This is a genomic window from Bounagaea algeriensis (genome assembly GCF_054491375.1).
Window position 1 is genome coordinate 2,373,253 of the sequence record NZ_CM137102.1, and the last position, 22,968, is coordinate 2,396,220.

The 22,968-nt window shown below is 71.8% G+C and carries 22 protein-coding genes; 9 read left to right on the forward strand and 13 right to left on the reverse strand.

Annotated elements, in window-relative coordinates; all coding sequences use genetic code 11:
* Positions 1-35: 35 nt before the first annotated feature.
* Positions 36-731, reverse strand: coding sequence for a LysE family translocator (locus ACVGV2_RS10750; RefSeq protein ID WP_459155870.1), 696 nt, complete (start codon positions 729-731; stop codon positions 36-38).
* 31 nt (positions 732-762) lie between these two features.
* Between ACVGV2_RS10750 and ACVGV2_RS10755 the strand changes: the two genes are divergently transcribed.
* Positions 763-1,239 carry an Lrp/AsnC family transcriptional regulator gene (locus ACVGV2_RS10755; RefSeq protein WP_459162229.1) on the forward strand — a complete coding sequence of 159 codons (477 nt, stop codon included), beginning with the start codon at positions 763-765 and terminating at the stop codon, positions 1,237-1,239.
* 212 nt (positions 1,240-1,451) lie between these two features.
* Entirely contained in the window at positions 1,452-1,928 is a 477-nt protein-coding gene (locus tag ACVGV2_RS10760) for a hypothetical protein (RefSeq protein ID WP_459162230.1), read from the forward strand.
* A 75-nt stretch (positions 1,929-2,003) separates the two neighbouring features.
* Here the strand turns inward: ACVGV2_RS10760 and ACVGV2_RS10765 are convergent, their stop codons facing one another.
* The 3 genes from ACVGV2_RS10765 to ACVGV2_RS10775 form a co-directional block, all read right to left on the reverse strand.
* On the reverse strand, positions 2,004-2,615 hold the full coding sequence (locus ACVGV2_RS10765; protein ID WP_459162231.1) for an arginase family protein: 612 nt from the start codon (positions 2,613-2,615) through the stop codon (positions 2,004-2,006).
* Positions 2,588-2,854, reverse strand: a complete 267-nt coding sequence (locus ACVGV2_RS10770; RefSeq protein ID WP_459162232.1) for a hypothetical protein — start codon at positions 2,852-2,854, stop codon at positions 2,588-2,590. The genes ACVGV2_RS10765 and ACVGV2_RS10770 overlap by 28 nt, the downstream gene beginning before the upstream one ends.
* A 125-nt stretch (positions 2,855-2,979) precedes the next feature.
* Positions 2,980-5,352: a xanthine dehydrogenase family protein molybdopterin-binding subunit gene (locus ACVGV2_RS10775; protein WP_459162233.1), complete on the reverse strand. Its 2,373-nt coding sequence runs from the start codon at positions 5,350-5,352 to the stop codon at positions 2,980-2,982.
* Positions 5,353-5,768: 416 nt separating this feature from the next.
* Between ACVGV2_RS10775 and ACVGV2_RS10780 the strand changes: the two genes are divergently transcribed.
* Both ACVGV2_RS10780 and ACVGV2_RS10785 read left to right on the forward strand, forming a co-directional pair.
* A complete protein-coding gene (locus tag ACVGV2_RS10780; RefSeq protein WP_459162234.1) occupies positions 5,769-7,184 on the forward strand; it encodes an Nramp family divalent metal transporter in 1,416 nt (471 codons plus the stop codon).
* Positions 7,185-7,292: 108 nt separating this feature from the next.
* Positions 7,293-7,781, forward strand: a complete 489-nt coding sequence (locus ACVGV2_RS10785; RefSeq protein ID WP_459162235.1) for a SixA phosphatase family protein — start codon at positions 7,293-7,295, stop codon at positions 7,779-7,781.
* 91 nt (positions 7,782-7,872) lie between these two features.
* On the opposite strand, the gene ACVGV2_RS10790 is transcribed toward ACVGV2_RS10785, so the two are convergent.
* From ACVGV2_RS10790 to ACVGV2_RS10810, 5 genes are all read right to left on the reverse strand, one after another.
* The gene (locus ACVGV2_RS10790; RefSeq protein ID WP_459162236.1) at positions 7,873-8,154 is read right to left on the reverse strand and encodes a hypothetical protein; all 282 of its coding nucleotides are present in this window, start codon (positions 8,152-8,154) and stop codon (positions 7,873-7,875) included.
* Between the two features lie 264 nt (positions 8,155-8,418).
* Positions 8,419-9,384 (reverse strand): tyrosine-type recombinase/integrase, encoded by a 966-nt coding sequence (locus ACVGV2_RS10795; protein ID WP_459155878.1) that lies wholly within the window; start codon positions 9,382-9,384, stop codon positions 8,419-8,421.
* A gap of 19 nt (positions 9,385-9,403) precedes the next feature.
* The gene (locus ACVGV2_RS10800) at positions 9,404-10,741 is read right to left on the reverse strand and encodes a M20/M25/M40 family metallo-hydrolase (RefSeq protein WP_459165957.1); all 1,338 of its coding nucleotides are present in this window, start codon (positions 10,739-10,741) and stop codon (positions 9,404-9,406) included.
* A gap of 158 nt (positions 10,742-10,899) precedes the next feature.
* Complete coding sequence (locus tag ACVGV2_RS10805; RefSeq protein WP_459162237.1) at positions 10,900-12,297, reverse strand: MFS transporter; 1,398 nt, start codon at positions 12,295-12,297, stop codon at positions 10,900-10,902.
* A gap of 183 nt (positions 12,298-12,480) precedes the next feature.
* Positions 12,481-13,149, reverse strand: a complete 669-nt coding sequence (locus ACVGV2_RS10810; RefSeq protein ID WP_459155880.1) for a TetR/AcrR family transcriptional regulator — start codon at positions 13,147-13,149, stop codon at positions 12,481-12,483.
* 127 nt (positions 13,150-13,276) lie between these two features.
* On the opposite strand from ACVGV2_RS10810, the gene ACVGV2_RS10815 reads away from it, so the two are divergent.
* The 3 genes from ACVGV2_RS10815 (at position 13,277) to ACVGV2_RS10825 (ending at position 17,918) form a co-directional block, all read left to right on the forward strand.
* Positions 13,277-14,179 carry a shikimate dehydrogenase gene (locus ACVGV2_RS10815; protein ID WP_459162238.1) on the forward strand — a complete coding sequence of 301 codons (903 nt, stop codon included), beginning with the start codon at positions 13,277-13,279 and terminating at the stop codon, positions 14,177-14,179.
* Positions 14,166-16,010, forward strand: coding sequence for a bifunctional sugar phosphate isomerase/epimerase/4-hydroxyphenylpyruvate dioxygenase family protein (locus ACVGV2_RS10820; RefSeq protein ID WP_459162239.1), 1,845 nt, complete (start codon positions 14,166-14,168; stop codon positions 16,008-16,010). The genes ACVGV2_RS10815 and ACVGV2_RS10820 overlap by 14 nt, the downstream gene beginning before the upstream one ends.
* Before the next feature lie 204 nt (positions 16,011-16,214).
* Positions 16,215-17,918 carry an AMP-binding protein gene (locus tag ACVGV2_RS10825; protein WP_459162240.1) on the forward strand — a complete coding sequence of 568 codons (1,704 nt, stop codon included), beginning with the start codon at positions 16,215-16,217 and terminating at the stop codon, positions 17,916-17,918.
* Positions 17,919-17,973: 55 nt separating this feature from the next.
* On the opposite strand, the gene ACVGV2_RS10830 is transcribed toward ACVGV2_RS10825, so the two are convergent.
* The 4 genes from ACVGV2_RS10830 to ACVGV2_RS10845 form a co-directional block, all read right to left on the reverse strand.
* Positions 17,974-18,867 carry an LLM class F420-dependent oxidoreductase gene (locus tag ACVGV2_RS10830; RefSeq protein ID WP_459162241.1) on the reverse strand — a complete coding sequence of 298 codons (894 nt, stop codon included), beginning with the start codon at positions 18,865-18,867 and terminating at the stop codon, positions 17,974-17,976.
* A 225-nt stretch (positions 18,868-19,092) separates the two neighbouring features.
* Positions 19,093-20,364 (reverse strand): amidohydrolase, encoded by a 1,272-nt coding sequence (locus tag ACVGV2_RS10835; protein WP_459162242.1) that lies wholly within the window; start codon positions 20,362-20,364, stop codon positions 19,093-19,095.
* Positions 20,361-21,071, reverse strand: a complete 711-nt coding sequence (locus ACVGV2_RS10840) for a hypothetical protein (protein WP_459162243.1) — start codon at positions 21,069-21,071, stop codon at positions 20,361-20,363. Before ACVGV2_RS10840 ends, ACVGV2_RS10835 begins: the two co-directional genes overlap by 4 nt.
* A gap of 21 nt (positions 21,072-21,092) precedes the next feature.
* Positions 21,093-21,791, reverse strand: coding sequence for a DUF5058 family protein (locus ACVGV2_RS10845; RefSeq protein WP_459162244.1), 699 nt, complete (start codon positions 21,789-21,791; stop codon positions 21,093-21,095).
* A 133-nt stretch (positions 21,792-21,924) separates the two neighbouring features.
* Here ACVGV2_RS10845 and ACVGV2_RS10850 point away from each other — a divergent pair, with 133 nt between their 5' ends.
* The gene (locus ACVGV2_RS10850) at positions 21,925-22,221 is read left to right on the forward strand and encodes an AsnC family transcriptional regulator (protein ID WP_459162245.1); all 297 of its coding nucleotides are present in this window, start codon (positions 21,925-21,927) and stop codon (positions 22,219-22,221) included.
* 42 nt (positions 22,222-22,263) lie between these two features.
* Complete coding sequence (locus ACVGV2_RS10855) at positions 22,264-22,962, forward strand: Lrp/AsnC family transcriptional regulator (RefSeq protein ID WP_459162246.1); 699 nt, start codon at positions 22,264-22,266, stop codon at positions 22,960-22,962.
* Positions 22,963-22,968: the final 6 nt, after the last annotated feature.

Here is a 22,968-nt window from a genome sequence, read left to right on the forward strand (position 1 = left end):
TCCGCATGAACACAGCACCGCGAAGCTCCGAAGAATCACAGGCCACCGAACAAGGCCACGGCGCCCAGACCACCGAGAGCAGCTCCCGCTCCCACGTCGATGGCCGAACGTACCGAAGTTCGGGTCAGCGCCGCGCCCAACAAACCGATCGCCGTGACATACAGTGTCCACCAGCTCGCCGCGCACACCATCACGACAGCCCCCATGACCAACGTCTGAGCGAACACCGGTGTTCCCGGGACCAGGAACTGCGGCATGAACGTCAGATAATAGATCAGAGCTTTTGGGTTCAGCACGTTGTTGAGAAATCCCTGCACTGCCGGTGATCCGGTGCTGCGCGGTGGGGTCAAGTCGGCCTCCGGGTGCCGTCGCCGCCGCCATGCCGAAACCACCAGCATCCCACCCAACAACACCAGATAACTGCCTCCCAGGACACGCAAGACCATGAGCATCACGGTGTTGGCGGCCACGACCGCGGCGAGACCACTGGCCGCCACCAGCGTCAAGAAGGCCAACCCAGTGCAGATGCCCACGACGGTGAAGTACCCCTGGCGCCGATCGCCGGTGACGGCGTTACGTGTGACCACCACGAAGTCAGGGCCAGGCACCACCAGCATCAACAAGGTCGTCGCAACGAAGACGGGTAGATGTGCGATCATAAGCGTCCCATGCAGTGCGGAAGCGGAAATCACCAAAACGGCGGAACACCAGTCTCGCCAAAGAAGCAGCAAGGGAATAGCATCTCCGTGTAGAGTTCGGATGATGCCTCAATCAGTCAAACTAGATCCGGTTGACCTGCAGATCCTGGCAGTCTTGCAGAACAACGCCCGACTCCCCAACAAGGACCTGGCCGCTACGGTCGGCATCGCCGCCTCAACCTGCCTGGACCGCGTCAACAGGCTCCGTGAAGTCGGGGTCATCCTCGGCTACGGCGTCAAGGTCGACGCCGAGAAGCTCGGCAGGCCCCTGCAAGCGCTGCTCTCCATCCGCGTGCAGCCCCACCGGCGTCCGTTAGTCGATCCATTCGTCGAACACGTGCTGTCCCAACCGGAAACCCGCGAGCTCTACCACCTCACAGGTCCTGACGACTTCCTCGTGCACGTGGCCGCGGAAAGCGCCGACGCCCTGCAACGGCTCGTCCTCGACGAATTCACCGCCCGGGACGAAGTTGCCCTCGTACACACCAACCTCATCTTCCAGCGTTGGGAAGGCAGCCCACTACTCCCACCTACCGAGTAACGACAGGCCCAGCCCACCAACCAGTCTCGGTCGTCGCTGGGCAGCTGCTGGGCTGCGGCAACGCGCTCGTCGAGCCCGGCGAAGGGATCGAAGCGGGGCAGCTTCGGGTGCGTCGGCAGGCTGAGCGCGTGCAACGATCGCAGGAGGGCGCCGAGCTCGGCCGTCGTGGCCGGGCGATGCTCGCAGCTCCTCGACCTCTACCGCGAGGAGGAATGGTGACCCGTCTCGCCATCACAGGACACCAGGGCCTTCCGACTGCCACCGCCGAGGCCGTCGACCGCGAGTTGCGGCAGATCATCGCCGGCTGCAGCGAGCTCGTCGGGTTGAGCTGCCTGGCCGACGGTGCCGACTCGCAGTTCGCCCGAGCCGTCCTCGACCGCGGCGGCAGCCTGACCGCAATCGTGCCCGCCGCGGAGTACCGCGACGGGCTTCCGGCCGAGCACCACGCCACCTACGACGCACTGTTCGAACAAGCCACCGACGTGGTCCGCCTCGACCACGTGGAGTCCACCGAGCAGTCCCACATGAACGCGAGCGAAACCATGCTCGACATGACCGACGAGCTCATCGCCGTGGGGGACGGCCAACCGGCACGCGGGTTCGGCGGCACCGCCGACGTCGTCGCCGCGGCCCGCGACCGCGGACTGCCCGTCACCGTGGTCTGGCCCGACGGCGCCAGCAGGGACTGAGCGCTCGCGCTGCCAGTACCGCACGCGCTCGGGCCGATCGGAGCGAACACCACCGACCAGAACGGGCGCGGTTCCTCACGAGGCCGGCACGCCACCCGCGGACACCTCACCGGTGAGCGGAGCGAGCGCGTCGAGCAGTGCTTCGGCCGCAGCGGTGTCGTCCGGCCCCCCGGTTTCGAACTCGGCGAGTTCCACCCCGATCACCTCCCCGCCGGCAAGCGCGCACGCCATCGCGCGCAGGTCCGCCGGCCGCAGCCCACCCGGAACGCTGTAGTCGGTGGCCACGAGGCCCGGTTCCAGCACGTCGCAGTCCAGGTGCACGTAGACCGGACGGTCCTCGACGGCCGCGGCCACGCGCTCGGCGAACCCCGCTCCCGGTGGGACCGTCCGCACGCTCGCGTCCAGCAACGACCGCTCCCCCGCGTCGACGTCGCGCACGCCCGCCAGCACGATGTTCTCCAGCCGCAGCCCCGCGCCGAGCCCGGAGCGCCACAATCCGGCCGGTCCGGACAGCGCGAGCCCGCCGAGATAACCGCTCGGCGTCGTCCCCGGCGTGTTCAGGTCGGCGTGCGCGTCCAGCCACACCACGCACGCCTCCGGCCGGTACCGGACCACGGCGGGCAGCGTCGCCAAGGCAGCGGCGCAGCGGTTGAGCACCGTCACCGGAACGGCGCCGTCGGCGAGCACCTGCCCGAGGTGCGCGCCCAGTTCCGCAGCTGGGCCAGCGCCGCGTCGAGTTCGACCCGCCAGTCGGCGTTCAACGCCGGGCGCGGCGTGCCGAGCACCGCCGGTTGCAGGCCCAGCCGGCGGGACGCTCGCTCACCCAGCACGCGCGCCCCGGTCATGGCCCGATCGTTGTGGTCGCCCGCGCGTCCGGCGAACACCGCCAGCGCGCGTTCCCCGGGCACGTCAGCTGGGCTCGGCACGCCACGCTCCTGCCCCGTCTGCGCCCCGTCGTTCCGCCTGGTGCCCGTCGTCATCGCCTCGCGCGCCCCGCCCTCCGCTCGGGGCCGTTCCGTCGGGCGCACCGGCCGGCGCGCTGACGCGCTCCTCACACCACGGCCTCATCGGTCTCCCCCTCGTCGCCGGCCCCGCGCACGGGCAGCGCGTCGAACGCGGCCGGTGGCTCGCGCCAGTTGCGGCCGTCATCGCCGCGGCGGGCCGCCTCGATCGCCCGCCAGACGCGCTCCGGGGTGGCGGGCATGTCGACGTGCCGCACGCCCAGGTGCCGCAGGGCGTCGACCACCGCGTTCTGCACCGCCGGGGTCGCGCCGATCGTCGCCGACTCGCCGATGCCCTTCGCGCCCATCGGGTTGCTCGGCGTGGGCGTCTCGGTGTTGGCCGTCTCCAGCGGCGGCACGTCGGCGGCCGAGGGCACCGCGTAGTCGGCCAGCGTGGCCGTGGCGGGGTTGCCCTCCTCGTCGTAGCGCATGTGCTCCCACAACGCCTGCGCCATGCCCTGCACCGCACCGCCCTGCTGCTGGCCGCGCACGAGCAGCGGGTTGACCACGGTGCCGCAGTCGTCGACGGCGAGGTGGCGCACCGGGGTGACCATGCCGGTCTCGGCGTCGACGTCGACGACCGACACGTGCGCGCCGAACGGGAACGTCGCGCCGTCGGGGCTGAAATCGGTCTGCGCCCGCAACGGCACCTCCTGCTCGTCGGCCGCGGCGACGATCTCGCTCCAGGTCAACGTCGCGCCCGGCACGCCGGAAACCCCGAGACCGCCCGACTCGGCGACCTCGATGTCCTCCGAGGAGGCCTCCAGGCGCGCCGCGGCGACCTCCTTGGCCCGCTGCAGCACCTGCTCGCCGGCCTCCCGCACGGCGCTGCCGCCGAGCTGCAGCGAGCGGGACCCGCCCGTGCCGGATCCGCGCGGCACCCGCGCCGTGTCGGACTGCACGAACTCGACATCGGCCATGTCCAGTCCCAGCATCTCGGCGACGATCATCGTGAACGCGGTGGCGTGCCCCTGGCCGTGCGCGGAGGTGCCGACGGCGATGCGGGCGCCGTCGGCGTCCACCGCGACCTCGGCGTACTCGCCGGAACCGCCGCCGGTGATCTCCACGTAGGTGCTCACGCCGATGCCGAGCAGCGTCGTCTCCCCCGCCGCGATGCGCCGCTGCTGCTCGACGCGGAGAGCCTCGTGGTCGATCGCGCGCAGCGCTTCGTCGAGCGGGCGCTCGTAGTCCCCGCTGTCGTAGCGCGCGCCCACCAGCGTGGTGTGCGGGAAGTGCTCGGGCCGCAGGAAGTTCCGCCGCCGCAGCTGGAGCGGATCCATGCCGAGATCGGCCGCGGCGACGTCCATCGCGCGTTCCAGCATCGCGGCCGCCTCGGGGCGGCCCGCACCGCGGAACGCCCCCATCGGGGTGGTGTTGGTGAGCACGCCCATGGCGTCGTAGCTGATCTCGGGGACGTCGTAGACGCCCTGGGCCATCAGCCGCGTCGGCCCCAGGGGGAACGAACCGCCGAACCCGGCGTAGGCGCCGGAGTCCCCGAGCACGCGGCAGCGCATGCCCACGAGGCGCCCGTCGCGGCGCAGCCCGAGCTCGACGTACTGCACCTGGCCGCGGCCGTGCGGCATCGCCTGCATGTTCTCCGAGCGCGTCTCCACCCAGCGCACCAGGCGGTCGAACCGGCGCGCCAGGGCGATGACCACGGCGTGCTCGGGGGCCAGGCCGGCTTTCCCGCCGAAGGCACCGCCGACGTGCGGGGTGACGACGCGCACCCGTTCGGCCGGCCAGTCGAACGCGGTGGCCGCGGCGTCGCGCAGGCCGTGCGGCATCTGCGTGGACACGTGGATGGTGACCTCGACGCCGTCCTCGGCTCCACCGGGTTCGACGAGGATCGCGTTGCCCTCCATCGGCACGACGGCCACGCGCTGGTTCTCGATGCGCACGCGGCTGACGACCTCGGCCTCGCGCAGCACGTCCGCACCCGCGGCGTCGCGGAAACCGCCGGCGACGTTGCCGCCCAGCTCCGGGAACTGGGCCGGCGCACCGTCGGCGACGGCCTGCTCCGGGTCCACCGCGGCCGGCAGCGGGGTGAAGTCGACGTCCACCAGCTCGACGGCGTCGGCGACGGCCTCGGGGCTCTCGCCGACGACGACCGCCACGGGTTCGCCGACGAACCGCACGCGGCCGGTCGCCAGCGGCGGCCGCCGGCAGGCGGGGTTGAACTCCACGAACGGGGGCGGGGTCGGCACGTCGAGCTCGCTCGCCGACAGCGCCGCGACGATGCCGGGCGCGGATGCGGCGGCGGAGGTGTCGACGGCGTCGACGGACGCGTGCGCGACCGGCGAGCGCGCGAACCCCACGTGCAGCATGCCGGGCGCGGAGCGGTTCCCCACGTATCCGGCGCGCCCGCGGAGGAGCTCCGGGTCCTCGACTCGTCGGACCTCGTTGCCGAGCAGCGATCCCACCATGATCGCCACCCTAGTGCCCGTGCCCGCCCGACGGCACCACCGAGGTGCGCCATCGGCGCGTCGGGGACGTTCCCACCCCCGCGCGACGCTTCCCCGAGCCGCCGAGCGGTCCGCACCCCGAGGAATTCCACAGTGGACGTAACAATTCGGCGAACCCGCGCGTGCGAAATTTCGAACCGCGCGGTTTTCGGGCCCCGAGCAGTGCTCCGAACGGCGGAATTCGTCCGGAGGACTTTGCACCACGTGCAAAACCTGAGCGGCGGCATCCGCGCGGAATCCCCGGTTCCGCAACGGGGTGAATCAGCGTTGTTGACCCGGTCCCCCGGCCGCTGTAACTTGCGTCGGCAACGCAGCCGGATCCCCTCCACAACGGCGAAAACCACTGCCATGCCGACGCCAGCACGAAGGAGTGCTCCATGGCAACGCAACCGGCAACCACACGCGATCCCTACATTCCCACTCCCGAGGACGCGGTCGAGCCCCCGAGCGGATGGCGCCCGAGCCTGCGCTACCTCGGCCCCGGACTGATCGTCAGCGCTTCGATCGTCGGTTCCGGCGAACTCATCGCCACCACCGCGCTCGGCGCCGAGGCCGGCTTCGTCCTGCTCTGGTTGGTCGTTCTGTCCACCGGCGTGAAAGTCGCGGTGCAGGCCGAACTCGCGCGCTGGACGATCAGCACGGGCAAACCGGCGCTGAGCGGGTTCAACGACGTGCCACCGCGTTTCGGACGCATCGGATGGATCAACGTCCTCTGGATCGTCCTCGCGCTGTCCAAACTGATCCAGGTCGGCGGAGTCGTCGGCGGGATGGCGCTGTCGTTGAGCGTGCTCATGCCGGTCGGCGGCGCTCCGCTGAGCACCGCGTCGCTGACGTTCTGGACGGCCGTGGTCGTCTGCGGCAGCGCGGCGCTGCTGGTCACCAGCGGCTACCGGATGATCGAGCGCGGAGCGTTCGCGCTGGTCGTGCTGTTCTCCATCGGCACGATCGCGATCGCCCTGGGGCTGCCGCTGACCCCGTTCGCCTACTCCGGTGCGGACGTGCTCGGCGGGCTGAGCCTCATGCTCCCGGTCGGAGCGCTCGGCGCCGCGATCGCGATGTTCGGCCTCACCGGTGTCGGCGCGGACGAGATCACCTTCTACACCTACTGGTGCCTGGAGAAGGGCTACGCGCGCTGGGCCGGTCCACCGGACGGCAGCGCAGCGTGGCGCCGCCGGGCGCGCGGCTGGATCCGGGTCATGTACAAGGACGTGTTCCTGTCCTGGATCATCTACACGGTGGCCACGATCGGCTTCTACATCATGGGCGCGGCCGTGCTGCACCCGCGCGGACTCGTCCTCGAGGGCAACGAGATGATCACCACGCTCTCGCGGATGTACACCGACGTGATCGGCGAGGGCATGAGCGTGGCGTTCCTCATCGGCGCGGCCGCGGTGCTCGGCTCCACCCTGTGGGCTTCGATCCCGAGCTGGGCGCGCATGTTCACGAACCTGTTCGCCACCGTGGGACTGCTCGACTGGGGCAACGCGCACGTGCGCGACCGCACGGTGCGCGCCATGACGGTCGTGCTGCCGGTGCTGTGGGGCGCGGCCTACCTGTTCGTCAGCGAGCCGGTGATCATGGTGCAGATCGGCGGGGTGATGACCGGCATCTTCCTGCCGGCCGTGGTCATCGCCACCTGGTACCTGCGGCGCACCCAGGTCGACCCCGCGCTGCACGGCGGGGCGTGGTTCAACGGGCTGCTGCTGATCAGCTCCGTGGCGATCAGCCTGCTCGGCGTGTACACGGTGCTCAACGTCTTCGGCATCACGATCGGCGGCGCCGAGGTCACCTGAGCGCTGCCCGCACCACCGGCCCCGGTCGCCGCGCGGCCGGGGCTGGCCGCCGCTCACCCGGCGTGCTAGGGAATGCGGGGCACCGACGCCGAGGAACGAGGGGGCCGCATGACCGAGCCGCAGCGGACGCTGGTCCTGCTCCGGCACGCGAAATCCGCCAGGCCGGAGGGCGTGCAGGACCGCGAACGCCCGTTGAACGACCGGGGGCGCCGCGACGCGCCGGAGGCGGGCAGGTGGCTGCGGCAGCACGTGCCGCACGTGGAGTTCGTCCTGTGCTCGCCGGCCCGGCGCGCGGAGGAGACCTGGGAGCTCGCCGGTCGCCGCATGCCGGCCGCGCCCTCGGTGCGCCGCGCGGAGCGCCTCTACGAGGCGGGCGCGCAGGACCTGCTCGCCGCGGTGCACGAGCTCCCGGTGGTGCCGCTGACGGCGGTGCTCATCGGACACGACCCGACGATCAGCGAGTTCGTCGGCCTGCTGACCGGTCAGCCGGTGTCGTTGAAAACCAGCGGCATCGCCGTGGTCACGAGCGCGCAGCCGTGGAGCGCGGCGGGGGACGGCTGGGGGCGGCTCATCGAGACCGCCACACCGCGGGGGTGATCCGGCGGCGGGCACATCGCTGAACGTCGTGCACCTGCACGTGCAGGCACCGGGCGGAGTTCCGTCCCGCCCGGCCGGCGGTGGGATCCGCTCAGCGGAACCACATTTCGGGCAGCCCGGCGGCTTGCTGCGCCCGCCACGCGGACATGGTGCTGCGGTCGATGCCGAGGTGCCGGCAGTGCTGCAGCACGCGCAGCGCTGCGTGCGTACCGGACCACCCCGGACGGCGGCGCTGGCGGCGGCAGTCGGTGCACAGCGTGACGCACAGGACGCCGAGCGGCGTGTCCACCGCCATCGCCGCCAGATCAGCGCAGGACTGGCAGCGCTCACAGATGCGGTGGGTCGGACACCCGCTCGTGTCCAGCAAGTCCACGGCATCGGACTCTCGAGGGAGAACCACGGGTATTACCCCACATGTCGGGTCATCGCGGCCGAGCCTTCATCACACAACGAACACGGTTCTGCTGATGACTCGCCATCATAGCGCGCCTCGTTAACACTGTGGTGACACCGCGTACTTCTCTGCGTGCACATCGCCACTTCCCCCGCGCGCGGCGATGCCGCTCGGAGGCACCGCCGCGCATCGGTGCTCCCCGGCGAACCGCGGTCCGTGGCCTTCCGGGCTGCGCAGCACCGATCACTCCGATGTGGACATCTCCGAGAGCACGCGGAGGGTGCGGTTGGCGCTGACCGACAAGCGCTGCTCCCGGGCGGTGACGTCGATGTAGTTCTGGCTGGCGTTCATCGACGCGTGCCCCAGCAGCTTCGCGATCTCCGCGGCGTTCGCCCCGTCCTCGGCCAGCCGCGTGGCGAAGGTGTGCCGCAGCGCGTGCACCATCGCCCCGGGCTGCACCCGGTCCGCCACGCCGGCGGCGCGGAGGTTCTGCTGGACGAGGTACTGCAACGCGCCCCGGCGCAGCGGAGCACCGCGGGGCGTGACGAACAGCGGCTCCTCACCGCGCGGCTCACCGCCGAACCGCGCGCACCGCGACCGCAGGTAGTCGGCGAGCACGCCGTCGAGCGCGTCGTCGATGGGGACCGAGCGGTTCTTGCCGGCCTTGCCCCGCACCTGCAGGCGGCGGTCGCCGGCCCGCCCGGACAGCGAGTCGACCGTCAACGCCAGCAGCTCGGCGGAGCGCACACCCGTGCACAGCAGCGTCGCGAGCACTGCGAGATCGCGCTCCGGCCACGGGTCGCGCGCCCGCCGTCCGCGCTCGCCGACCTCGCGCAGCAGGCGTTCGGGGGTGTCCTCGCCCTGCAGCGGTTTCGGCGCCGGCGCGGCGCTGCGCGGTTTGGGCACCACCCGCATCGGGTTGCCGTCCACCACGCCCTCGACGACGAGGAACCCGAACAGCCCGTTCCACGTCGACCACGCCCGCGTCACGCTCGCCGCGGAACGGCTGCCGGCGAACCGGGCGAACGCCGAGCGCAGCCGCGCGGGGGTGACGTCGGCCAGCTGCGGGGTCGCGCCGAGCAGCTCGGTCAGCTCCGCGGTGACCGCCTGCAGGTCGCGGCGGTAGGCGCGCACCGAATTCGTGGCCAGCTTCCGCGCCTGCAAGTGCTCCAGGTAGACCTCGGTCCAGTGCGGGACCGTCTCGGCCACGTCCCCTCCTTCCGCCGGTTCAGGTGGGCATGCGCAGCAGGCGGTCGAGCACCCGCGTGCCGAACTGCAGCGCGTCCACGGGAACTCGTTCGTCCACGCCGTGGAACATCGCGCTGAAGTCGAGGTCGGCGGGCAGCCGCAGCGGCACGAAGCCGAAGCAGCTCATGCCCAACCGGCTGAACGACTTGGCGTCGGTGCCGCCGGACATCATGTAGGGCAGCGTCCGCGCGGCCGGGTCCTCTGTGAGCAGCGCCTCGCCCATCGCGTCGACGAGCCGGCCCTCGAACCGCGTCTCCACCGGCGGCAGCCCGACCCACTCCCGTTCGATGCCGGGACCGAGCAGCTCGGCGAGCTCCTCGTCGAAGGCCTCCTCCCGTCCGGGCAGGATGCGGCAGTCCACAGCGGCCTCGGCCGTCGAGGGGATCACGTTGTGCTTGTAGCCGCCGGTGAGCATCGTCGGGTTCGCCGTGTCGCGCAGCGTGGCACCGACGACGCGGGAGAGGTTGCCGAGCTTGGCGACGGCGCCGTCGACGTCGTCGGCGGGGAACTCCCAACCGGTCAGTTCCGCCACGCCGTCGAGGAACTCGCGCACCGAGTCGTTGAGCACGAGCGGGAACCGGTGCTGCCCGAGCTTGGCCACGGCCTCGGACAGCGCGGTCACCGCGTTGTCCTCGTGCACCATCGAGCCGTGCCCGGCGCGTCCGCGGGCGCGCAGCCGCAGCCAGCGGATGCCCTTCTCGGCCGTCTGCACCAGGTAGGCGTGCACGCCGTCGCGGAAGGTCACCGAGAACCCGCCCACCTCGCTGATCGCCTCGGTGCAGCCGCGGAACAGCTCCGGGCGGTGGTCGGCCAGCCACTGCGCGCCCTGCAGGCTGCCGGCTTCCTCGTCGGCGAGGAAGGCGAAGACGATGTCGCGCGGCGGGGTGATGCCGTCCCGCTTGAACCGGCGCGCCACGGCCAGGCTCATGCCGAGCATGTCCTTCATGTCGACCGCGCCGCGGCCCCACACGTAGCCGTCCTGGACGGCGCCGGAGAACGGGTGCACCGTCCACTCGGCGGGGTCGGCGGGCACCACGTCGAGGTGACCGTGCACGAGCAGTCCGCCCCGCTCGGGGTCGGCACCGGGCAGCCGCGCGATGACGTTGGCCCGGCCCCGCTGGTCGCCGGACTCGACGAAGGTCACCTCGTAGCCGACCTCGGTGAGCCGCTCGGCGACGTACTCGGCCGCCGGGCGCTCCGGGTTGAGGGTGTCCGGGTCACCGGTGTTCGAGGTGTCGATCCGGATCAGCTCGCTGGTGAGTCCGGCGACTTCCTCCTCGGCCCGACGCAGTCCCGCGTCCTCCGCTCGGTTGTCCACGTTGCGCTCGCTCACCGGGCCGTTCTACCACTCCGATCACCCTGCCGCCATCGTCGCCCGGACCGGGCGGAGGTGGGCGAAGCGCACCGGTGGTGGACGCGGGGCGGTCCCGCGGCCACCACCGGCCCCTCCCGGAGCGAGGTGAGCGCGCCCGCGGATCAGGCCCCCGTCCTCGCCGGGCGGGCCGGTTCCGCGCCGCTGCCGCGCAGGCCGAGCTGCTCGGTGGGCACCGCGTGCGTCTCGCGCCCGCTGGCCACGGCCACGATGTTCACCGCGCAGATGACGGCCGCGAAGGCCGAGACCGCCAACCACGCGTTCTCGCCGCCGCCGATCGCTTCGGCGATGCTGGGCGAGAAGCCGGCGAGCAGGAACCCGATCTGCGTGCCGACGGCCATCCCGGACAGGCGCACCCGGGCGCTGAACATCTCGCCGTAGAAGGCCGGCCAGATCCCGTTGGCCGCGCTGTAGGCCACGCCGAACATGAGGATGCCGGTGAGGAACACCAGCGGCAGCTGCTGGGCGTGGATCGAACCGAGGTAGGCGAACATGAGCACCGCGCAGGAGGCCGAACCGCCGATGAAGACGGGTTTGCGCCCCACGCGGTCGGCCAGGCGCGCCCAGGCCGGGATGGCGACCAGTCCCACGACGTTGGCCAGGATCCCCACCCACAGCATGGGGGTCTCGGCGATGCCGACGTCGTTCACGGCGTAGCTGAGCGCGTACACGGTGAACAGCGTCTGGATCGCGGCGATGACCGAGGCGGCGACGACGCGCAGCACGTCGCGCCAGTGGTCCCGGAACAGCGCCGCCACCGGCAGGTTCCCGGCGTGCTGCCCGGCCCCCGGGGACTCCTCGCGGAGTTCCGGGCTCTCCTCGCGGAACACCGGGGTCTCGTCGAGGTTGCGGCGGATGAGCACGCCGACGAGCACCACGACCGCGCTGAGCCAGAACGGCACCCGCCAGCCCCAGCTGGTCAGCTGGTCCTGCGGCAGCGCGGCGATCGGCAGGAACACGGCGGTGGCCAGGATCTGCCCGGCCTGGGTGCCGCTGAGGGTGAAGCTCGTGAAGTAGGCGCGGCGGTGCGCCGGCGCGTGCTCCAGCGACATCGAGTTGGCCCCGGCCTGCTCCCCGGCGGCGGAGAAGCCCTGCAGCAGCCGCAGTGCCACCAGCAGGGCCGGAGCGGCCACGCCGATCTGGTCGTAAGTGGGCAGGCAGCCGATGGCCACCGTCGCCAGCCCCATGAGCAGCACCGTGCTCATCAGGACGCGCTTGCGGCCGAACCGGTCGCCGATGTGCCCGAGGACGAACGCGCCGAGCGGTCGGGCCAGGTAGCCGACGCCGAACGTGGCCAGCGCCAGCAGCGTTCCGGCCGCCGCGGAGGTCGCGGGGAAGAACAGCTCGTTGAAGACGAGCGCCGCCGCCGTGCCGTAGATGAAGAAGTCGTAGTACTCCAGCGCACTTCCGACCCAAGCGGCGAGGGCCGCTCTGCGCGGCGTTCCGCTCGCGGTGGTGCGGGGGTGATCGGTCACGATGTGCTCCAGAAGTCCGTGCGCCACGATGCGCAGGCTGCCGTAATGAACCACCTAGTTAGTTCCCCAAGACTCTGAGGCGCGGTGCCCGACATGTCAAGACGCGCACCGGGACGACCGCCGTTCCGCAGGGCCGCCGAAGGCCCACCGCATCGGGCCGGCAGGCTCCGCGCGCACCGGGTCGGGCCAGGCGCCGGGCCCGCTCCGGGGTCAGCCCCGGCGGAGGTAGCCCACGACGAGCTCACCGAGCATGGTGCGGTAGTGCTCGCGCCACTGCGGGTCGAGCAGGTCCCGGTCGAAGATGGCGCGGAAGGTGTAGCGGTTGGCCACGCGGAACACGCAGAAGGAGCTGATCATCATGTGCACGTCGAGCGCGTCGACGTCCGCGCGGAACACGCCCTGCTCGCGGCCGCGGCGCAGCACCCCGCCGAGCACGTCCACCGCCGGACTGCCCAGGCCCCGCAGGACCTCGGACTTGGCGAGGTGCACGCCGCGGTCGATGTTCTCGATGCTGACCAGCCGCAGGAACGCCGGGTGCGACTCGTGGTGGTCGAACGTCGACTCGGCCAGTCGCCGGACCGCCTCCTCCGGGGCGAGCCGCTCGACGTCGACGTCCTTCTCCACCCCGCGGATGACCGAGTAGGCCTGCTCCAGCGCGGCGATGTAGAGCTGCTCCTTGCCGCCGAAGTAGTAGTAGATCATCCGCTTCGTCGTGCGGGTGCGCGCCGTGATCTCGTCGACGCGCGCTCCGGCGTAACCCTTGTCCGCGAACTCCTCGATCGCGACGTCGAGGATCTCGCCGCGCGTCCGATCCGCGTCGCGCTGCCGCTCGGGGCGGCCGGACGCGGCGGGCTCGGCGGAGGGCGACGGTTCGGCCACGGCAGGGGTCCTCGGGTCGGCTGGGCGATGACCTCCCCACTGTAGTGCAGAGTCCTGGTGCCGATCAGGGGCGACGCGCTAGTGTGTACTAACTAGTTCATTCATTGGAGAGGACGAACCACCAGCCGTGCGCACAACGGACAGCTTCCTCGTCGCGCTCATCGGCGCCGGGATCGGGCCGTCGCTGACACCCCCCATGCACGAACGCGAAGCCGACGAGCTCGGACTGCGCTACCTCTACCGCCGCCTGGACCTCGACGCCCTCGGGCGCACCGCCGGCGACACCGGCGAACTGCTGGCGGCCGCGCAGCTGGCCGGCTACGACGGGCTCAACATCACCCACCCGTGCAAGCAGGCCGTCGCGGCGCACCTCGACGACCTCGCCCCCGACGCCGCCGACCTCGGCGCGGTCAACACGGTGGTCCACGAACGCGGCCCCGGCGGTGCGGTGCGCGCGGTCGGGCACAACACGGACCGCTCCGGCTTCTCCCGCGCGCTCGGCCACGGCCTGCCCGGCGCGGAGCTGGCCCACGTGCTCCAGGTCGGGGCGGGCGGCGCGGGCTCCGCCGTGGCCTACGCGCTGCTCGAGCTCGGCGCGCAGCGCCTGAGCCTGCTCGACGCCGACCCGTCCCGCGCCAGCGCCCTCGCCACCGCACTGGCCGACCGCTTCGGCCCCGACCGGGTCACCGCCGCCGCTGCGGACGGGATCACGCTGGCCGCCGAGCTGAACAAGGCGGACGGCCTCGTGCACGCCACCCCCACCGGCATGGCCGCGCACCCCGGGTGCGCGGTGCCCGCAGAGCTGCTCGACCCGCGGACCTGGGTCGCCGACGTCGTCTACCGCCCGCTGGAGACGGAACTGGTCACCGCCGCGCGCGCCCGGGGCTGCCGCGTGCTGCACGGCGGGTGGATGGCGGTGTTCCAGGCTGTCGACGCCTTCCGCCTGTTCACCGGGGTCGAACCCGACGCCGAACGCATGGTGCGGCATTTCGCCGAACTCGAAGGAGTGGTCCTCGATGCCGACAGCTGAGAACCGACGCGCCATCGCCACCGTGTGCCTGTCCGGCACCGTGGAGGACAAGCTCGTCGCCGCCGCCGAGGCCGGGTTCGGCGGCGTGGAGCTGTTCGAGAACGACCTGCTCACCTCCGCGTCGAGCCCGGAGGAACTCCGGGTCCGCTGCGCGGATCTCGGGCTGTCCGTCGACCTGTACCAGCCGTTCCGCGACTTCGAAGCGGTACCGCCGGAGGTGTTCGAGCGCAACCTCCGCCGCGCCGAGCAGAAGTTCGACGTCATGGAACGCCTCGGCACCGACATGATGCTCGTGTGCTCCTCGGTCGCGCCGGACTCCGTCGACGACGACGCGCTCGCCGCCGAGCAGCTGCGCGAACTGGCGCGGCGCGCCCACCGGCGCGGCATCCGCATCGCCTACGAAGCCCTCGCCTGGGGCCGGCACGTCAGCACCTACGACCACGCGTGGCGGATCGTGCGCGCCGCCGACCACCCCGCGCTGGGCGTGTGCCTGGACAGCTTCCACATCCTCTCCCGCGGCAGCGATCTCGCGCTGATCCGCACGATCCCGCGCGAGAAGCTGTTCTTCCTGCAGCTGGCCGACGCGCCGCACCTGAACATGGACGTGCTGCAGTGGAGCCGGCACCACCGGCTGTTCCCCGGCCAGGGGTCGTTCGACCTCGACGCGTTCACCGAGGCCGCGCTGTCCACGGGGTACTCCGGGCCGCTGTCGCTGGAGGTGTTCAACGACGTCTTCCGCCAGGCGGACCCGGGCCCGGCCGCCGTCGACGCGATGCGCTCGCTGCGCTCGCTGGAGGAGTCGCTGCACCTGCCGGTCGCGGGCATGCCGCCGGCACCGGCGCTGCACGGCTACGCGTTCACCGAGATCACCACCGGCGAGTCCGAGCGCGAGCAGCTCACCGGCGCGCTGTCCGCGCTCGGCTTCGCCCGCAGCGGGCAGCACCGCTCCAAGGACGTGCAGCTGTGGCGGCAGGGCGACGTCCGGGTGCTCCTGAACACCGGCGAAACCCCCGACTCCACGGCGATCGGGGCACTGGCGCTGGAGAGCACGGACCCCGCCGGTTCGGCGCAGCGCGCGCAGGCGCTGCTGGCCCCGCCGATCCCCCGCACGCACGGTTCCGACGAGGCCGATCTCTCGGCCGTGGCCGCACCCGACGGAACCGCCGTGTTCTTCTGCCGCACCGGCGAGGACGCATCCACCGGTTGGATCGGGGACTTCGCGGCCACCGAGCGCGAACCCCTCGAGCACGGCCCCGGAGGCGGCCTGCTCACCGGCGTGGACCACGTGGCGCTGACGCAGCCGTTCGACCACTTCGACGAAGCCACGCTGTTCTACCGCTCGCTCATGGGACTGCGGCCGGACCCGCTCATCGAGTACGCCGCGCCGTTCGGCATGGTGCGCAGCCGCGGCATGCGCGACCCGGCGGACGCAGTGCGGCTCACGCTGGACGGTGCGCTCATCCGCCGCGGCGAGTGGGCGCCCGGCGTCACCGAACCGCAGCACGTCGCCTTCAGCACCGACGACGTGCTCACCTGCGCCGCGGCGTTCCGGAGAGCGGGTGGTCCGCTGCTGCCGATCCCGGACAACTACTACGAGGACCTCGCCGCGCGCACCGATCTCCCCTCCGAACAGGTGGAAGCCCTGCGCGCCAACGCGGTGCTGCACGACGCCGACGAGCACGGCCGGTTCCTGCACTTCTACACCGACCTGCTCGGCGGGCGCGTGTTCTTCGAAGTGGTGCAACGCCTGGACGGCTACCGGGAATTCGGCGCGGCCAACGCCCCGGTGCGCATGGCTGCGCACCGCAGGCGGCGCGCGGCCGGGAGCTGACTGGCCAGGACCCGCCGCCCAGCCGATCAGCGCGGCACCGCCGCCGAACACGCGTCCCGGTGGTGTGGACGCGCAGCCGAACGCGCTGGAGAATCCACCCTCAAACCGCGGCGCGTTCGCGCGGGTCCTGCCTGCCGGCACCGCGGTCGGGATGATCACCACCGGGTTCTCCTGCAGGCCCGGGTTCTCTGGGAGGCGCAGCCAATGGCGACCACCGATGCCACGCGTTTCGAACAGGCGCGGGACTTCCTGCTGCACCACGGAAACGACCACGACACCGCGTGCGCGGGGTTCAACTGGCCGGAACTCGAGGAGTTCAACTGGGCGCTGGACTGGTTCGACCGGCTCGCACGCCGGGAGGGAACCGCCGAGCGGAAGGCGCTGTGGATCGTCGAGGAGGACGGATCCGAGCAGGCCTGGACGTTCGCGGAGATGTCCGCGCGTTCCAACCGGGTCGCGAACTGGTTGCGCGGTCTGGGCGTGCGCCGCGGCGACCGCATCATCATCATGCTCGGCAACCGGGGCGAGTTGTGGGAGTCGATGCTCGCGGCGATGAAGCTGGGCGCGGTCATCATTCCGGCGACGACGCTGCTGACGGCCGCTGACCTGCGGGACCGCGTCGAGCGGGGCGACGTGCGCCACGTCATCGCCGATGCGGGCGTGACCGACAGCTTCACCGAGGTGCCCGGCGGCTACACCCGCATCGCCGTCGGCGGGGACGTTCCCGGGTGGCACTCGTTCACCGAGGCCGACGCGAGCTCGGAGCGGTTCCGGGCGGACGGCGCCACCCGGGCGGGTGACCCGCTGCTGCTGTACTTCACCTCCGGAACGACCGCGAAGCCCAAACTCGTGGAGCACACCCACGTCTCCTACCCGGTCGGGCACCTGTCCACGATGTACTGGATCGGCCTGACCCCCGGCGACGTGCACCTGAACATCTCCTCGCCGGGCTGGGCGAAGCACTCGTGGAGCAACGTCTTCGCCCCGTGGAACGCCGAAGCGACGGTGTTCATCCACAACTACTCGCGCTTCGACGCCTCCCAGCTGCTCGAACAACTCCAGCACAAGGGGGTCACGAGCTTCTGCGCACCACCGACCGTGTGGCGGATGCTCGTGCAGGCCGACCTGACGCAGGTCACCGCTCCACCGCGCAACGTGCTCGGCGCCGGCGAGCCGCTCAACCCGGAGATCATCGAGCAGGTGCGGCGCGCGTGGGGCGAGGTGCTGCGCGACGGCTACGGCCAGACGGAAACGACGGTGCAGGTGGCCAACACGCCGGGGCTGCCGTTGAAACCCGGGTCGATGGGACGACCCGTGCCCGGCTACACCGTCGAACTCGTCGACCCGGCGACCGGTGAACCGGCCGAGGAAGGCGAGATCTGCCTCGACCTCGCCCGCCGCCCGCTCGGGCTCATGGTCGGATACCGCGGCGATGACGACCGCACCGCCGAGGTGATGCGCGACGGCTACTACCACACCGGCGACGTGGGCTCGCGCGACGCGGACGGCTACATCCGCTACGTGGGGCGCACCGACGACGTGTTCAAGTCCTCGGACTACCGCATCTCCCCGTTCGAGCTGGAAAGCGTGCTGCTGGAGCACGAGGCGGTCGCCGAAGCCGCCATCGTGCCCTCCCCGGACGACATCCGCCTGTCGGTGCCGAAGGCGTACGTGGTGCTCGCGGCGGGCTGGTCGGCCACCGCGGACACGGCCTGCGAGATCCTCCGCTACGCGCGGGAGAACCTCGCCCCGTACAAGCGCATCCGGCGGCTCGAGTTCGCCGAGCTGCCCAAGACGATCTCCGGCAAGATCCGCCGCGTGGAACTGCGCTCCCGCGAGCACGAGGAGTTCGACGCCGACAGCCGCCCCGGCGCCGAGCACCGGCTCGACGACGTGGCGCAGCGTTGAACGGCCCCGCCCGTGCCGCGGGTTCGGCGGTACGGGCGGGCCGTACCGGGCGGGTTCAGCCCAGGCCGAGGGCCGGGGCGAGTTCGCGCAGCGCGGGCAGCGGATCAGCGGAGGGGTCGTCGCCGAGGACTTGGACGAGCACGTGGTCGGCGCCGGCCTCCAGGTGCCGCCGCACGTGCGCGGCGACCGCCTCGGCATCGCCCGTGGCGACCATGCCCTCGGCCAACCTGTCCGAGCCGCCGACGACCAGGTCGGAGTGGTCGAACCCTTGGCGCAGCCAGGAATTCTGGTAGTTCGGCAGCTGCGAGTAGGTGTGCAGGTGCTGGTGCGCGCGCCGCAGACCGGTCTCCCGATCCGTGGTGAGCGCGACGGCCTGCTCGCTGACCACCCACTTGTCGGGGCCGAGCTGCTCGCGGGTGCGCGCGGTGTGTTCCGGAGTCACCAGGTACGGGTGCGCACCGTCGGCGGCGGTGGCGGATAGCGCGAGCATCTTCGGGCCCAGCGCGGCCAACAGCCGGGCCGGGCGCGGCCCGGCCGGTTCGATTTCGGCCGGGACCGCGTCCATGGTCTGCAGGTACTCGCGCATGGTGCTGAGCGGCTTGGAGTAGGAGCCGGCGTAGCTGCGCTCCACCAGCGGGGCGTGGCTGACCCCCAGCCCGAGCACGAACCGACCCGGATGCAGCGCGCCGAGCGTGCGGGCGCCGGATTCGCTGGCCGGGGCGCTGCGGGCGTGGATGTTGGCGATGCCGGTGCCGACCACCAGCCGCTCGGTACCGCCCAGCACCGCCGCGGCCTGGGTGAAGGCCTCCTTGCCGCCGGCCTCGCCGTAGAACAACGAGGCGTAGCCGAGCTGCTCGATCTCGCGAGCGCGGGCGACCACGTCGTTGATCGACCACCGGTCGCTGGTCCACCACACGCCGACGCGGGAACTGAAGTTGATCTGGGCCATGCCGCCGAGACTACCGACGTCGACCCGAGACGCGCATGATCAACGCGGTGCGGCCGGCCGATCTACGCCCGTCTGCGCACCGTGCGCGAGCCCCGAGGTTTCCGGGCACGCCCCCGCCGGGGCCCGCGTCCGGAAACCTCGGGGCACAGCAGAACGACCGGACCAACGGCCCGCAGCGGTCGATGCGGCAGCACCGCTGCGGGCCGAGGCTGACAACGGTGCGGATCACGTGCGCAGGAAGGCCAGCGTGCTCACCGCTGCTGCCTGCACCATGCGCGGCAGCGTCGGCTCGGGCGCGGGCGCGAAGAACGGCGAGTGGTTGCTCGGGACGTCCTCCTCGAGCGAACCGCGTTCCGCAGCGGCGTGATGGGCGTCCGGATCGGTGCCGCCGGCGAACCAGAAGCAGGACGGCACGCCGATCGCGTCGCCGAGCACGCCGAAATCCTCGCTGCCCATGAGCCGACCGCCCGCGCGCACCTGGCCGTCGGCGAAGTGCTCGTCCAGCGCGTCCGCGACGCGCTCGGTGACCCCGGCATCGTTGACGAGCTTCGGGAACCGGCTCAGTTCGGCGATGTCCGGCTCCGGGGCCCCCGAGGCGGCCGCTTCCGCGCTGATGATCCGCCGCAGCGCCCCGAGCACGCGCTGCCGCACCTGGTCGTCGAAGGTGCGCACGTTGAGCGTGAACATCGCCGAGTCCGGGATGATGTTCTCCTTGATCCCGCCGGCGACCTGCCCGACGGTCACCACAGCCGATTCGACCGGGTCGATCTCGCGAGCGGTGACGGCTTGGATCCGGGTGATCGTGTGCGCGACCTGCACGATCGGGTCGATCCCCCGCTGCGGCTGGGAACCGTGCGCACCGCGGCCGTGCGTGGTGACCTTCCAGGAGTCGGCCATGGACGCGGCCACGCCCGCGCGATAGCTGATGCGGCCGGCCGGTTCGGGGCTGACGTGCTGACCGAGGACCGCCTCGGGACGCGGCGCCCGGTCCCACAGACCGTCGTCGACCATCGCCTGCGCCCCGGCACCGACCTCTTCGCCGGGTTGGAAGACGAACACGGCCGTGCCGGCCCAGCTGTCGCGCGCCCGGCTGAGCAGTGCGGCGGCGGTGAGAGCGGCGGCGGTGTGCGTGTCGTGCCCGCAGGCGTGCATCACCGGGGTGCTCGTTCCGTCGTCGCGGATCGCGGTGGTCGCGGACGCGTAGTCGAGGCCCGTCTGCTCGGTCACCGGCAGCGCGTCGGTGTCGGCGCGGAAGGCGACCGTCGGCCCGGTGCCGTTGCGCAGCACCCCGACCACGCCGGTGCCGCCGCAGCGGAACGTCTCCGCGCCGAGCGCGACGAGCCGCTGTGCGACGAGCGCGGCGGTGGCGTGTTCGCGCATCGACAGCTCGGGGTTGGCGTGCAGGTGGCGGTACAGCGCGTGCAGATCCCCGGCGAGGTCTCCGTAGCCGTCCAGTACCTGCTGTTGCGCACCGGTTGCGGTGTTCTTCGCGGTCATTGGTATTCCTTTCGTTCCTCCTCGGCGACGCCGCTGCGGGCGCGCTCGCGGGTGAGCACGGCCAGTCCGATGGCGGCGAGCACGCACAGGGCCATCGCGTAGGTCTCCGCCCCCGGCAGGAGCGGCACGACCACGAACACACCCGCGAGACCGCAGCCCACCGCGATCGCGATGACGCGGAACCGCTTCGCGGTGAGGATCGCCTGAACCAGCACCGGGCCGAAGATCGCGGGCACCACGTAGTCGAACACAGCCTGCACCGAGGCGGGCAGAACCGAAACGATCCACGAACCGAGCACGCCGACGAAGACGAGCAGCGACAGCAGGTGCACCACCGCGGCGCCGACGATGGCGGTCACGGCGGTGATCTCGGCCTTCGCGGTGCCCTGCCGGGCGCCGACGGCGTTCTGCGCGGCCACGGCGGAGGGCAGGATCTTGTTGGCGATGTTGCCGATCATGAACGCCTGGTACATCGCCGCCGGTCCGAGCATCGGGTAGTAGGTGACCGGCTCGGCGATCCACAGCACCCCGAACACGGCAGCGACCGAGAGCCAGGCCTGCGCCGCGGGGCCGAGCCCGGGCCAGTGCCCCAGGCCGAACATGAACCACAGCGGTCCGAGGAGGGTGAGCACCAGCGCCACGGCCATCGTCGCGCTGCCCCAGCGGGCAGTGGTGCGCGCGAAGGCGTCGAGGGCGGGTGAGGACATGGGCAGCTCCTTCCCGGGTGGTCACATCGCCGTGCCGGCGGCGAGCAGGGCCACGGCCATGGACAACCCCAGCGACCACTCCCTGAGCCACTGCGCGCGCAGCAGTCGCGCAGTTCCGTGCGCGGCGAGCATGGCCAACCCGCCCGCGGTGAAGGCCACCAGGTGCACGCTCGACTTCCCCACCTCGTCCAGGCCCAGGTAGGTGAACCCGGCGATCATGCCCGCACTCGGCACGATCGCCATGACGGCGGGGTCGAAGCGGCGGATGCGGTGGTCGGCGCGCCGCAGCAGCGGTGTCAGCACCAGCGTGCTCACCATCCACGCCGCACCGCCCACGGTCATCGTGAACAGCACGAGCGCGAACGCCCCGTCGTCGTAGCCCGCACCGCCGAGCTCGACGCCGAGCGTGTCGGCAGCCGTGCGGGCCGAGAGCGTTTCGAAACTGGCGGATCCGATGAGGCCGATGCGCGTGAGCACGGCGGGTGTGCCGAACGCCGACAGCAGGCTGATCGCGATGAACACCACGGCCAGCGACGGTCCCAGCGCGGAGACCGCCCCGGTGCGCAGCGCCGTGACGTGTTCGGCACGGGTCATTCCGGCCGCGTCGGCGGCGCGGCGCGCCGCGCGCAGGTACACGACCGACTGCACGATGATCACGCCGAACACGCCGACCGCTGCGATCCACAGCAGCGGCGCGTCGGCCAGTGCCGGAGTGCGCACCTTCGCCTCCTCTCCTTGCGCGGCATCCCGCCCGGTCGTGGGCTGCTCTTCCCGGCGGCGGGTGCGGTGAGTATGGCCAGAGGTGGAAACCGGGCCTTGCGATCGCACGAATCGTCGGTTCTGGTGCGGGTTCATGCATGATTCCGCGAATCTGGACGAGACCGATCTGGCGTTGGTGCACGCGCTGCAGTTGCAGCCGCGCGTGCCCTGGACCCGGTTGGCCGAGGTGCTCGAGGTGCACCCGGCGACGCTGACGCGGCGCTGGGGGCGGCTCACCCGCGAAGGGCTGGCCTGGTTCTCCTGCTATCCGCAGTCCACGCGGAACTGGACCGCGCACGCCTGGTCGGCGGCCGCGTTCGTCGAAGTGGAGTGCGCCCCCGGTCGGCGTGGACAGGTCGCCGAGCGCATCGCGCAGCTGCACGCGGTGTAGAACATCGACGCGACGTCCGGGCCGCGCGATCTGATGTTGACGATGCTGGCTCCGAGCATTCTCGCCCTGGACCGCCGGGTGAACGAGGTGGTCGCGCCGGTGCCCGGCGTGCGGGCCACGCGCACGCACTTCTTCCGGTCGCTCGTGCGGGACGGCTCGCAGTGGCGTCTCAACGCGCTGACCGAGGGGCAGCAGCGCGCGCTGCGCACCTCGTCGCGGCGGGAGCCGAGCTCGCGCCCCGAGCAGCAGGACCTGGCGGTGCTGCGATTGCTGGGTCCTGATGCGCGGTTACCGGCCGCGTCGGTCGCTCGCGCGCTGGGGTGTGCGCACAGCACCGCCGGCCGCTGGATCGGGCGCGTGCTCGGTGCGCGCTTCACCTCGGTGCGCTGCGAGGTGGCGCATCACGTGGCCGGTTGGCACGTGGCGGCCACGTTGTGGCTCGAGGTGCCGCAGACGGAGCTGGTCTCCACCGCCGAGTCCATCGCGCAGCTGCCCGAGATCCGGCTGTGCGCCACGGTCAGCAGCGAGGCGAACCTGGCCGTGCAGATCTGGCTGCACCACATGGCGGATCTGGACCGGTTCGAAATGCTGCTGTGCACCAGGTTCGCCGGGACTCGCGTGCTGGACCGGTGGATCACGCCGCGGTTCGTCAAGCGGCTGGGGCACCTCATCGGCGAGGACGGCCGGCGGACCGGGTTCGTCTCCCCCGCCCCGAAAACCGTTGACCGCACCAACGATTGATGGTGC

Excerpts from the sequence above, each read along its gene's own strand:
- ACVGV2_RS10755 (WP_459162229.1), top strand. The coding sequence starts at position 763 with ATGCCTCAATCAGTCAAACTAGATCCGGTTGACCTGCAGATCCTGGCA.
- ACVGV2_RS10760 (WP_459162230.1), top strand. The coding sequence starts at position 1,452 with ATGGTGACCCGTCTCGCCATCACAGGACACCAGGGCCTTCCGACTGCC.
- ACVGV2_RS10775 (WP_459162233.1), bottom strand. The coding sequence starts at position 5,352 with ATGGTGGGATCGCTGCTCGGCAACGAGGTCCGACGAGTCGAGGACCCG.
- ACVGV2_RS10780 (WP_459162234.1), top strand. The coding sequence starts at position 5,769 with ATGGCAACGCAACCGGCAACCACACGCGATCCCTACATTCCCACTCCC.
- ACVGV2_RS10785 (WP_459162235.1), top strand. The coding sequence starts at position 7,293 with ATGACCGAGCCGCAGCGGACGCTGGTCCTGCTCCGGCACGCGAAATCC.
- ACVGV2_RS10820 (WP_459162239.1), top strand. The coding sequence starts at position 14,166 with ATGCCGACAGCTGAGAACCGACGCGCCATCGCCACCGTGTGCCTGTCC.
- ACVGV2_RS10825 (WP_459162240.1), top strand. The coding sequence starts at position 16,215 with ATGGCGACCACCGATGCCACGCGTTTCGAACAGGCGCGGGACTTCCTG.
- ACVGV2_RS10830 (WP_459162241.1), bottom strand. The coding sequence starts at position 18,867 with ATGGCCCAGATCAACTTCAGTTCCCGCGTCGGCGTGTGGTGGACCAGC.
- ACVGV2_RS10835 (WP_459162242.1), bottom strand. The coding sequence starts at position 20,364 with ATGACCGCGAAGAACACCGCAACCGGTGCGCAACAGCAGGTACTGGAC.
- ACVGV2_RS10840 (WP_459162243.1), bottom strand. The coding sequence starts at position 21,071 with ATGTCCTCACCCGCCCTCGACGCCTTCGCGCGCACCACTGCCCGCTGG.
- ACVGV2_RS10850 (WP_459162245.1), top strand. The coding sequence starts at position 21,925 with ATGCATGATTCCGCGAATCTGGACGAGACCGATCTGGCGTTGGTGCAC.
- ACVGV2_RS10855 (WP_459162246.1), top strand. The coding sequence starts at position 22,264 with ATGCTGGCTCCGAGCATTCTCGCCCTGGACCGCCGGGTGAACGAGGTG.